Here is a 12,779-nt window from a genome sequence, read left to right on the forward strand (position 1 = left end):
ATTTTATTAAACAAAAAAGAAGCTCCCCATTGCTATGAGAGCTTCTTTTCTTATTTCAAAATAATTAAATTATCCTCCTTAAAAACTTCTCTTTTTAATATATTGATTATGACCAATTATGTAATACGCTTTACCATGAATTTTGACTGCATTACCATAAGTTCTAATCGTCTTATGCTTCTTTAACTGCTTGCCAGCTAAACGCTTACCATCTTTGTTATAAATATGACTAGCTACTTTTAACTGCCGTTTTGTACCAATAACATTCCCACTTGCCACATACTGGTTAGGAGCAATTTCTAGCAATTCACGACCGTTGACTACTTTTCTTTGTCCAATGGTAAATCTAGAACCTATCTTAAGAATAACTTGATTAATCCGCTTGCCTTCATCATTGTAAACATAAGAATTATGCTTAATCACTGCATTGGCCGTTACACCATCAGCTACTTGTCTATTTGGTCTAGTAATAGATGGGGCAAAGTTAGCGACTTTGACATAGTGATTATTAACTGTCAGGTAATAGGCTTTACCATGAATCTTGACAGGATCACCATAAGTAATAACTGCTGTATTCTTCCTAAGCAATTTAGAACTAATTCGCTTACCGTAGTGGTTATAAACAAAAGCATTATGAACCAAATTCCGCTTTTGTCCAACAACGTTGTAAATATCAACATATAAGCCATTATCAGTCAAGTAGAAATCATGACCATTAATCTTTTCTGTGCCATAAGTGGCAATGATTGACCCCTTCTTAGCAATTAACAGATTAGCTCGTTTGCCTTCTTTACTATAGAAGTAAGCATTGTGTTTTAAAGTCTTTTCGATGGCATTTGGAATAGGTTTAGGACTAGGTTCCGGCACTTTACTGTCACCTGGATTTGAGTTTGAACTTGAGTTGCCATTTCCAGCATTAGGGAGAGGAATATTATTCGAATTTGAATTATTACCATTGCCACCAGGATTAGTGTTGCCACTATTTATCTTAGTGTACTTAAAGGTAATTGTTGTTCCTTTTTCTCCTACAGTAACTGTTTGCGATTCACTACCGTCAATCTCATAACCTGCAATCTGTAGAGCATGAGCCGTATAATCCTTACCAACTTCTGCTTGTACTGTTGTCTCTGGACTAATTTCCTTACCAGTCGCATCGACATACTTAATTGTCACTGGTGCTTGTTTTGCTTCTTCCTTCTTAGCAACATAATTAAAGGTAATTGTTGCTCCTTTTTCTCCTACAGTAACTGTTTGCGATTCACTACCGTCAATCTCATAACCTGCAATCTGTAGAGCATGAGCCGTATAATCCTTACCAACTTCTGCTTGTACTGTTGTCTCTGGACTAATTTCCTTACCAGTCGCATCGACATACTTAATTGTCACTGGTGCTTGTTTTGCTTCCGCCTTCTTAGCAACATAATTAAAGGTAATTGTTATACCAGTTTTTGTGATGTTGACTGTTTTAGAATCATTTCCGTCTATCTCATAGCCATCAATTATAAGTGCGTGAGCCGTATAATCCTTACCAACTTCTGCTTGTACTGTTGTCTCTGGATGAATTTCTTTACCAGCTGCATCAACATACTTAATAGTGACCGCAATATTCTTATTTGGCTGATGATCGCCATCAATCTTCTTGATACCTTGGTCTTTGGCATCCTTTACGCCTTGAGCATTCTCTGCCTGATCAATGGCATCTTTGGCTGCGCTGGCATCGGTGTCAACTTGACCTTGTTGCGCTGTCTTAGCGGCATCATCAAGCGTCGGATCTTTTGCTATCTCGTCCTTGATCTTAGTAGCTTCGTTGTCTATATCTTTTTTAGCTTGGCTCTTTTGATCAGTTAGTGAAGTACTATTTGGCTGATGATCGCCATCAATCTTCTTGATACCTTGGTCTTTGGCATCCTTTACGCCTTGAGCATTCTCTGCCTGATCAATGGCATCTTTGGCTGCGCTGGCATCGGTGTCAACTTGACCTTGTTGCGCTGTCTTAGCGGCATCATCAAGCGTCGGATCTTTTGCTATCTCGTCCTTGATCTTAGTAGCTTCGTTGTCTATATCTTTTTTAGCTTGGCTCTTTTGATCAGTTAGTGAAGTACTATTTGGCTGATGATCGCCATCAATCTTCTTGATACCTTGGTCTTTGGCATCCTTTACGCCTTGAGCATTCTCTGCCTGATCAATGGCATCTTTGGCTGCGCTGGCATCGGTGTCAACTTGACCTTGTTGCGCTGTCTTAGCGGCATCATCAAGCGTCGGATCTTTTGCTATCTCGTCCTTGATCTTAGTAGCTTCGTTGTCTATATCTTTTTTAGCTTGGCTCTTATCTTCACTTAAGGCATGATAAACATATTTAATTTTGGTTGTACTATTAATAGTAATCTCGGTATCGTTAGCTACTTGTTGTCCATCTATTTCCACATGGTCAAAAGTATAATCTTTAATTTGAGGAGCCTTAGGAATAGCTACTTGTTTACCAAAAGCGCCTGTAATCTTTACGGTCTCAGTTGGATTAAGTACCTTACCATTTTTATCCTCATATGTTGGCGTGATTGTTTGTGTATCACCTTCTACATATATGTTAACTACTGGATTATTTTCTCCTACTAGCGTTGTTGTAGCTTGGTTTGGTGCATCTTTTACATCTTTTACATAATGATAATTCTCAGGCACATTATCTTTAGTATAGTAATCACTGGTCCAATCAATTGTATTACCATAGTTGGCTGGGACTTTATTGCCAACTGCTTCATTGCCTTCTTTTCCCGAAAGTTTTGAAGTCAGAATTTTATCTGGATTATTAATATCAATATATTGATAAGTTACTTTTTCCTTTACACCATAAACGTAAACTTTATAAGTATAATCCTGACCTTGCATTGGCACAATTCCAATTTTGGCCTGTCCAAATTCGTCCCCATTATCAGTCGTTGAAGTGCTATCACCACCACTTTGTTTATCAGTTTTTGCTCCAGCATAAACTTGGTTTCCGATTGCCCACATGTAATTTTTAGGCAATTTTGTAACTGCAATTTCTTGATTGTTAAGTGGAATAGACTGGCCAATATAAGCATCTTTGTCAAGCGTAGCTTCTATAGGAGAACCAATATTTTTGCCATTTTGATCAACATACTGAATAAAAATTTTACCAACTGGAAGTGCATTAGTTCTTAATTCCCTTGTTGTTGATGTAACAATATTAGATGAGGCTATTTTCCCGTTTAAATCAGTAAGGGTTGCTCTTCCATTTTGAACAACCATTTTAGTAAATTGAGCGGTGTTATCTCCATTAGGAAACTTTATTGAAGAGGTGACGCCTGACCAAGTCGAAACATTTGAATTATTTAGGGTCACACTACCTGTACCTGCAATTATTCCCGTACTACTTGATGCAGGATTACCTGAATTATCTTGAACAGCCAAATGAAGTTGCTTCGGTGATGTAAAACTTACAGAAGAGCTACCATTTACTTGGATTACTGCGCCATTAGCTCTTTGATTAATATCAAAAACAGTACCTGCACCAAATTCAGCTATTTGATTATCTTCAAGGTTAATTGCACCCGGTTGAGTGGTAAATGGCGCCTTCAAATTAAAGTTTTGCCCAAATTTGAATTTTGCATCTGTGCTACTTCCTTGGGTACCATTAATAAAGTACTGAAAGCCACTTTGTTCCCACTTGACATTATCTCCAGCGGTTATCCCATTAATATTTAAATATACAGCAGGAAAATTAGCAGGACTACCATTATTAGTATAGGCAGTATTGGATGAGTCATCTCCCATCATGATTACATTGCCATAACCTGCAGTTCCTGCAATTGAGGGGACAGTAAAATAGAATTCTGAAAAGTGTATATCATTAGCAGTTCGCTGCATTGTCACATGAGCTTTATTAGAAAACATAATCTTAGTCACTGCACGAGTAACTTCATTTGAAATATTAAAATTATTATCGCCTGAAAAGTTAACTAGTGCATTGGGTGCATAAACCACATGGATCGGATTATTTTTATTTGCAGAACTTGCTGATAAATTAATCTTGTCGACGTTTACGGTAAGACCGTAACCAGAAGTTGCATAAACAAGACCATAAAGACCATCATTAACAGCGTATCCTTGTTGGTACTTTGTATTGGTCAGGGTAATCGTTGTCGGATTAGTACTTGGAATTACACCTAGTCCAAAATCTTGATTGCCCAAATCTACTGTGTGACCATTACCATTAATTACCACACTTGCTCCCGCAGCTCTATTTCTAATAGTGCCTCCAGTATAGCTTATATCTTTTGTAATATTAATATATGTAACAGTCCTATCAGCCCATGCTTTTGCCAAAGCACTAAAGCTATCTACATCTACGCTTTTTTGTTGATATTTATCAGGATTTAATATCTGATCTGGTACAGCAATATCTAAGGAAGTAGGGGATACATTAGTGGACTTACCAATGTTTTCTTCAAAATCTTTACGCCCATTGTCAACATCAGGTGATACAGTTATCTCCTTTGAATCAGTATCATCTGCTGCCAATTCTGGGTTCAATGGAAGTCCATCTTTTAAGACGGCACTCTTCGTACTTCTCTGATCCACCACATGATTATCTGAATCAGGTGTTATACCAGCAGACAAATTAATGGCTTTAGGTACATTACTAGAAGTAACTTCCTTAGGTGTTGTGACGGGTAGCCCAATATTCTTAGTTTGATTATCATTCTGTTGTGAAGCAGTTGAAGATTCATGCTTATCAATTTGTTCTAATTTAGTAGCAGACCTCACGGAACTGCTCTTTAAAAACGAATTCAGCCCAGAATACGATGTTACTTTGGCTTTCTTATTAGTTGTTTTATTAGTAACATTTAATTGGCGTTTCTTGGGTTTGTTAGATACTATTTTCTTATTTTTGACAACAATATTTTTATTGTGTGTAACAGTTGCTTGAGCAGTTGTAATTTTGTAGCAGGAATTTATATTCAAAGTTTCGTTAGCTACTAATACTTTAATGTCTACTAAAGTAGTCGCTTGATCAATTTTATCTTTAGCTTTATTAAAGATAATATCAACTGTCTTAAGCTGCTCCTGCTTTTTGCTATTACTCAAATTATTGTCAGAGCTGATTTCATGTTTTACTTTATCTGCTTCATCTTTTAAACTGAGCTGAGCATCTTCTCTTGCAGCAGAAATATCTTGGGAACTATTTTTAACGGTGATACTCTGTTGTTGGTTATTTTGTGATTCAATTTCCGAGGCTTTTACATTTTGTGTAAAAGAAGTGCTGTCAAAAAATAATCCTCCCAGCATTAAAGTTAGTAAAGAATAACTAACTACCCATCCTTTTTTGCTTTTATGCATTTTATAATTTGTGTTTTTAACGTCTTCGATTAGTTTATGCTTGTTCATAATATAATCTCACTTTCTGCTATAACATGTTTCGTATCTATTCTTGATTTTCTCACAATTTACAGTTAATTTCTATAGATATTTTTAGATTAATTATTAATAAAATACAAATAAAAGTGGTAGCGAATTAATATAAACATATTACGTGTTATTAGTTATTTATTGTACTTGAAGCTTTTTTAAATAACGTATATATTAAAAAAGCCAAAATTCACTTATTCTGCTTTTTATAGATTATTATAGCAATGAATATTTAATAACCTTTATATAAAATTTTGGATTTATTAAATCTGCATTTACTATTAATAATTTGATAATTAATTTATCTGTTGTATTATATTATCAAAATATTGCAATAAAAATTCAAGCTAAAATTGAAAGCGTTATTTTAATTATTTATCATAGAAAATAAAAAAATCTAGAATTTAAATCATTAATTTAGCTAAAATATAAAAAGGGTATGCTGAACGCATACCCTTTCTTCATACTAAAAATCCAATTCTTGTAAAGATTCAATCATATTATTAAAAATGATACATATTTTATGATTTAGCTCTTTAATATAATTAAATGCCAGTTTTTTAATTCAACTCTTTTAATATTCTCTTAGCCAAAGCAAAGTTCCCAACTGTGGCCGAGCCGTTATCAACAATTGCTGGCATGGATATATACTTGCTCAAGTCCGGCACAGCAATATAACCATTAAGCATTTGATTAAAGTCTTTTCGAACTTTTTCTAAAAACTTTTCACTCGTTACACCGCCACCAAAAATAATTTTATCTGGTCTTAAGATCAGTGTAGTTTGTAATGCAGCTTGAGCTGCATAATAACTCATAATGTCCCAAACATGATCGGATAAAGGAACATCTATGCCCTTTTTACCCGTCCGTGCTTCAAAGGTAGGTCCTGAAATTAATCCTTCCAAACAGTCACTATGAAACGGACAGATTCCGTCAAACTCTAAGTCATCAGGATGGCGCTTAACTAAAACATGACCCATTTCAGGATGACCTAAACTACCGATTAGTTTACCGTTAACTATGGCACCCCCACCAACTCCTGTGCCAATCGTGTAATAAACAAGTGAATTAATATCCTCGTTTGATAGAAGCGACATTATGTATTCCCCGTATGCTGAACCATTAACATCAGTAGTAAAAAAGATAGGGACATTGATTTCTTGTTTAAGCATCCCAACTATGTCAGTGTTTTGCCACCCCTTTTTAGGCGTTTTAGTGATATAGCCATAATTTGGTGCTGTTTTCCTGATCTCTATCGGACCAAACGATGCAATACTAATAGCATCAATTTGAAATTGTTTAAAATAAGAAACAACTTGCTTCATAGTTTTAGTTGGTGTAGTTGTTGGTATAGTAGTTTTATCTTGTATTTGATAATTTTCATTGCCAACCGCACAAACAAACTTTGTGCCACCTGCTTCTACTGATCCAAATAACATTTTAATCCTCCTCAATCACTAGTTTTAATCAACATGCTAATTGCATTTTAACTTCTTAAGCAGAAGAACTCTTATTAATTATTTTCCTAAAGGTTACAATAAAATCAAATAATTTTTGAATACTGAGATAATCATTTTTTGAAATAGCTAGCAAGAAATCATATTTCATTTTGTCTATCCCACTTAATAGCCTCAAATGAAACCTTTAAATTCTTTGTAGCATAGCCTCATGAAAGCGTAAGCGCAATTTTGGGAAAAATTTAATAATAAAATCTCACTATACAAAATGTTGGTTTATCGCGTCGGACTAACCCATGTACCTGAACCATGACCCAAAATAGTTTTTATGGCTGGAATAAATGTGGTAATGATTGTTATGGTATTAATTACCCATAAACACAGTAAATAAATGGGAGCAAATAAAATATATCTCAACTTATTTCCTCGCGTATCAATTAATAAAGCTGTTGTTAGTTGTAAAGTACCAGCAATCATTTCAAAGCAAATTAACATTAAAGTTGAGAATAGCAAATAAAACAACTGTGGCCAATTTTGCAATGTAATATAATTAATCACTAAAAAAACAAAAATTATTGATGAAATGGCAAAGAAAAATGACCAAAAAATACTAAATGTTTGATCAAAAAGTAACAGAGACTCACCCAAATTTTTAATCGGATGTTGCAAAACTTTTAATAAGTTAGTAAGCCAAACTTCCGTGCCGCCCTTAGCCCAACGCTTACGTTGATGATATAAATCCTTTAGCGTTTCTGGAACCAAGGTGTAAGAAATAATATCAGGTGCAAACACTGATAACCAATTATTTAATTGATGATCCCATGCAATACTAATATCTTCAGTAGCGCGGTCTTGACGAAATAAGCCCACATCCATTAAGGCGCTTTTACGATACATCGTATTCGCACCACTGTAAGCAAAAATACTACCAAAAACGCCCATCTCAGCTCTCTTTATAATACCAACAATACTAGAAAATTCGACAGTGATTGACTTCGTAATCAGCTTAGTCCGATTACGAACCTCGACATTAGAAGTCACCGCTGCTATATTTTGTCCTTCTGGACTATTGAAATAATTAACATAGCGTTTTAGCGCATCAGGTTCAGGAATTGTATCCGCATCATTACTAAGGACAAATTCTCCTTTAGTAAAAGCCAAGCCAACATTAAAGGCATGCGCTTTACCCTTATTTTTTTCAATATGAATGATCCGTAAGTTTGAATACTGTTTTTGTAAATCTTGCAGGATCTGCAGGGTACGATCTGTTGAACAATCATCAATTACCAAAACCTCATAATTAGTATAATTTAGCTTTGTAAGTAAATAAATGATAGTTTCTTCTAAAGTGGCTTCTTCATTATGTGCAGGAATCATAATCGTAATAAATGGTTCGTCACTTTCAGAAATATCAACAAAGTATTTTTTCTTATTTCTAAATACGAACCTGTAACATAAGCCACCGATGAACCAACCAAGACCACCGAGGATGGGATATGAAATTAAAATCAAAAACAATATATTTAATAAAGGCTTAATAGTTGACCAAGTTAAACTCATTATTAACCTCGCTTCTTAAATAAACGCTGCGCAAAATCTGTTTCAAGATTTTGTTCGGGTTTAACACTATAAAAATTTTGCTGTTGGCGCTTATCTAAGTCACCAAACTTTTGTCTCCAGCCTTCTTCGATTAATTTTTCGTGTTGCTCTCTGCGTTCTTGATTGACTACCCTTTTTTTAGTCCAAACGGAGATAAAATGACGATTATTGCGAAACGTCAAAAACAAATAAATTATTGCAATAAGTATGAATATAACTGCAAAAAATTTAATTAAAAATCCAATTGGTGTCACTATATCCGAATAATATTTAATATGAGCTAGTTTTGCAATTTTAGGTGATTTTAACGTTATATATACACAAACAAATGGTAAACAGACACCTATCCACCCAATTATTGCTATCGTTGTTTGTCTAGCCTTTAAATGCCAATTTTTTGAAGTAAAATAATCGTCATCGGCTAAAGCAGAAAAATGTTTCAAACTCAAATTAATTTTCCCCCTTAACTTATTACATTCATGAATACCTAATACTTTTATATTTACTTTATTATTATCACTATTTTAGGTCAAGAAAACAGAAATTATTAAATTGCTTTTAATTTTTCACATACTTAACCTATGATATACTGATATTTAATCATTTTATAATAAAAGGGAAGGCTAAATTGTGTTAGTAAAACCACATCAATTACAAAAAGGGGATCACGTAGCACTAATTAGTTTGTCTAGTGGTGTCTTAGGCGAAAAGCAGGTTCTTCATGAACGAAAATTAGGGGAAAAGCGCTTAAAGGAACTAGGTCTTAAATTTATTTATATGCCTAATTCCTTAAAAGGAACTACTTATCTAAAAAAACATCCCAATGAAAGGGCTGATGACTTAAAAGAAGCTTTTATGAATCCTGAAATTAAAGCAATTATTGCTGCCATTGGTGGTGATGATACTTATCGCTTGTTACCATATTTAATGGAAGATACAGATTTTATTAAAACAGTACAGACAAGCCCCAAACTATTTACAGGATTTTCGGACACGACAAATAATCACCTAATGTTTTATCGATTAGGGATGCAGAGCTTTTATGGACCTAATTTTTTAAATGATCTCGCAGAATTAGATGTTAATATGCTGGAATACACCCTAAATACTTGGAATCATTTCTTTATTAACCCACCTACAACTAATATTCCTGCAAGTCAAACTTGGTATGAAGAACGAACAGATTTTTCGCCTAAAGCAATCAATCATCCTCGAATTAGCCATCTCGATACTGGTTATCAAGTGCTTCGAGGAAATGGAGTTATCCAAGGTCGACTTTGGGGTGGCTGCTTAGACAGTCTCTATGATGACTTGACCCCAAATCGTTATTCTGATCAAGCCGAAATTATTCGACATTACCGATTAATTTTATCTCCCCAAGAAGCTCAAAACATCATTTTATTCATTGAAACTAGTGAAGAATGTCCCTCTCCTGCTTTATATGCCCAAATGCTTGACCAACTCGATCAAGCAGGTCTTTTAAAATTTGTTCGAGGAATCTTAATGGGAAAGCCACAGAACAATTGCTATGTTAACGAATATCAGACCAGGCTTTTAGCAGCCACTGCAAAGTATCAAACACCCATTTTGGCAAACGTTAACATTGGTCATGCCTACCCACACACCGCGCTTCCTTATGGCGCTCTTGCACAAATTAACTTTGATCAGTTTTCTTTAAAAATTTTAGAACCATATTTTTCTTAACTTAAAAGCGTTATTCAAAACATTGAATAGCGCTTTTTAAAATTACTACCTTTTTAATAATTAACCTTTCTTCTATATACCTGATCTACCTTAGTTTTAAACTCATTCCATTCATCTTTAATAACTTGTAGTTCCACTTTACCTGCCTCTGTTATTTTATAATAACGTCGATTCCGTCCCTGAAATGGTTCATCGTATGTTACCAAGTATTTTTCTTTTTTCAATCGCCGCAAAACAGGATAAATAGTTGATTCAGAAATATTAAATACAGCTTGAACTTGTTGTGTCAATACATAGCCATAAAGATCTTCTTGATTAATAAAAGCTAAAACAGTACCTTCCAGTAACCGAGTTTGAATTTGAATTGCCATTTTCATACCCCTTATATTACATTTCTTATAATATGGTATAGTTAGTCAAATTTCAAGCTAAAAAGCAAAAGTGAATGGTTTGATTTTACCATTAACTTGACAGTTCAATTAATAAAAAGTAGTTAATTAGAATTTTTTCAAACTAGCAAATAACATGGATAAAGTAAAACGTTCTATCATTTGGCATAGATTTTTTATATTTATTTAATAAAAAGCTTGAATTTAACTAATTTTGGTGTATTATGTATATATCACACTAAAGGAGATTAAAAATGAGCTTATTAGAAACTCGTAATGTAATCAGAACTTATGGTAAAGGTACAACCAAGTTTGATGCATTACGCGGAGTTAGTTTACAAATAAATAAAGGTGAATCTGTTGCTATTATTGGTAAAAGTGGATCTGGAAAATCAACTTTAATGCATATTATGGCGCTTCTTGATCAACCAACTTTAGGTAATATTTTATTAGACGGCAAACCAACAAGCAAAATTAAAGGACGTGCACTAAATAAATTGCGCAATCAAACTTTTGGTTTTGTTTTTCAACAATTTTTCTTAAATGCCCAAGATACCGTTCTTGAAAATGTAATGTTACCATTAAAAATTGCCGGTGTAACTGGAAAAAGGCGCCGTGAATTGGCTTTAGCTGCAATCAAAGCAGTTGATCTTGAAAGTAAAGCTCAAAATAAAGCAAATAACCTTTCTGGTGGTCAAAAGCAGCGTGTCTGTATCGCTCGTGCACTAGTTAATGATCCGCAAATTATTTTTGCCGATGAACCAACTGGTAATTTAGATTCAACTACTGGAGAAATGGTAGAAAACATTTTGTTTAAATTACATCGTGAAAAGGGAATTACCTTAATTATTGTTACTCACGACCCTGATCTTGCACAAAAATGTCAAAGACAAATCCAAATTAAAGATGGTTTAGTAGTTGAAGGAGGAGAATAATGAAGTTTCGCGATATTTTAAACTCAGCTGCAAGTAATTTATGGCACAATAAAGGTCGAACGTTTTTAACAATTATAGCCGTGCTAATCGGTTCCTTAACCCTGAGCATTACAATGGGAATTAATTCTGGTGTTAATAATTATTTAACTAAGCAAATCGGAAATGTTGGTAATACCGAGCAAATGATAATTTCTCCCGATTTTTCTAGTGGAAATAGTAACTCCGCACCAGAAAAATACAATGCTAATAAAAGCAGCAATAATGCGGACGGGATGTTAACTAAAAACGACCTCAAAAAAATCAAAACAGTCAAAGGAATAAAAGACATTAAGGCACTAAAGGATAGTAACGTTACGTATGTGCAAGGACTTAATAAAGTCAAATATGTCATCGATGCTCAACCAACCTTGGGAATCGCTTATGATTTAAAAGCAGGTCGCCAAGTTGCAACTTCAGGTAATTCCTCAGAAATTCTTTTAACTAAGCAAATGGTAAAAGCTTTTGGTTATCACAATGCTCATCAAGCCTTAGGGAAATCAATCACACTTGTGACTAACTCCCCTGTTACCAAAAAGAAGCAGAAGATCTCAGCGACAATTGTAGGAGTTCGTAACGATAGTATGGTCAGTAGCGGACAAAACGTCTACAGTCATGGCTTAAATCAAAAAATAATTAAGGCCAATCAAGATGGTATGCCAAAGGCGCTTCAGGATCGTTATGTTGAAATTGTAGCAACACCAACCAGTAAAAATCCTGACAAAATTTTAACGATTGAAAAGAAATTAGCCAAAAAAGGTTATACAGCTCAAACTTTAAAAGATGCGGTTAAACAACTCTTTCAAACTTTCAATATTGCAACTGGTGTATTAATTATTTTTGGAGCAATCGCTCTTGTAGCCGCCAGCTTTGGGGTTGTTAATACTCTTTACATGTCAGTTCGCGACCGAACACGTGAAATTGGTCTAATGAAGGCTTTAGGATTAGGTCAAGGTAAAGTCTTTTCAATTTTTAGTTGTGAAGCGATTCTAATCGGTTTATTCGGTTCACTTCTTGGATTGCTTGGTGCCATAGGACTAGGACAGGTATTAAACTCAGTTGCCAGAAAAACTTTCTTAAAAGGCATTGATGGCTTTATCTTAATTCAATTTAATTGGACTAGCAGTTTGCTAATCATTGGAATTATTTGTTTAATTACATTTTTAGCCGGAACACTGCCAGCTAGACGAGCAGCCAAGCTTGATCCAATTACTGCTTTAAGATACGAATAATTA

Annotated in this window: 8 protein-coding genes; 3 read left to right on the forward strand and 5 right to left on the reverse strand. The window is 34.4% G+C overall.

What is annotated here, in order from left to right; all coding sequences use genetic code 11:
• Positions 1–78 precede the first annotated feature (78 nt).
• The 4 genes from F5ESL0228_RS06465 to F5ESL0228_RS06480 form a co-directional block, all read right to left on the reverse strand.
• Entirely contained in the window at positions 79–5,403 is a 5,325-nt protein-coding gene (locus tag F5ESL0228_RS06465; RefSeq protein WP_122023254.1) for a MucBP domain-containing protein, read from the reverse strand.
• Between the two features lie 581 nt (positions 5,404–5,984).
• Positions 5,985–6,863, reverse strand: coding sequence for a fructokinase ScrK (scrK, locus tag F5ESL0228_RS06470; RefSeq protein WP_122023255.1), 879 nt, complete (start codon positions 6,861–6,863; stop codon positions 5,985–5,987).
• Between the two features lie 294 nt (positions 6,864–7,157).
• Positions 7,158–8,441: a glycosyltransferase family 2 protein gene (locus tag F5ESL0228_RS06475; protein WP_122023256.1), complete on the reverse strand. Its 1,284-nt coding sequence runs from the start codon at positions 8,439–8,441 to the stop codon at positions 7,158–7,160.
• A gap of 2 nt (positions 8,442–8,443) precedes the next feature.
• Positions 8,444–8,929 (reverse strand): cell division protein, encoded by a 486-nt coding sequence (locus F5ESL0228_RS06480; protein ID WP_122018771.1) that lies wholly within the window; start codon positions 8,927–8,929, stop codon positions 8,444–8,446.
• Positions 8,930–9,110: 181 nt separating this feature from the next.
• On the opposite strand from F5ESL0228_RS06480, the gene F5ESL0228_RS06485 reads away from it, so the two are divergent.
• Positions 9,111–10,184, forward strand: a complete 1,074-nt coding sequence (locus tag F5ESL0228_RS06485; RefSeq protein ID WP_122023257.1) for a S66 peptidase family protein — start codon at positions 9,111–9,113, stop codon at positions 10,182–10,184.
• Positions 10,185–10,237: 53 nt separating this feature from the next.
• Here the strand turns inward: F5ESL0228_RS06485 and F5ESL0228_RS06490 are convergent, their stop codons facing one another.
• The gene (locus tag F5ESL0228_RS06490) at positions 10,238–10,555 is read right to left on the reverse strand and encodes a PadR family transcriptional regulator (protein ID WP_122023258.1); all 318 of its coding nucleotides are present in this window, start codon (positions 10,553–10,555) and stop codon (positions 10,238–10,240) included.
• Between the two features lie 272 nt (positions 10,556–10,827).
• On the opposite strand from F5ESL0228_RS06490, the gene F5ESL0228_RS06495 reads away from it, so the two are divergent.
• Both F5ESL0228_RS06495 and F5ESL0228_RS06500 read left to right on the forward strand, forming a co-directional pair.
• Positions 10,828–11,508 carry an ABC transporter ATP-binding protein gene (locus F5ESL0228_RS06495; RefSeq protein WP_122023259.1) on the forward strand — a complete coding sequence of 227 codons (681 nt, stop codon included), beginning with the start codon at positions 10,828–10,830 and terminating at the stop codon, positions 11,506–11,508.
• Positions 11,508–12,776, forward strand: a complete 1,269-nt coding sequence (locus F5ESL0228_RS06500) for an ABC transporter permease (RefSeq protein ID WP_122023260.1) — start codon at positions 11,508–11,510, stop codon at positions 12,774–12,776. The genes F5ESL0228_RS06495 and F5ESL0228_RS06500 overlap by 1 nt, the downstream gene beginning before the upstream one ends.
• Positions 12,777–12,779: the final 3 nt, after the last annotated feature.

This window comes from Lactobacillus sp. ESL0228 (assembly GCF_003692825.1).
Lineage (GTDB): Bacteria > Bacillota > Bacilli > Lactobacillales > Lactobacillaceae > Lactobacillus.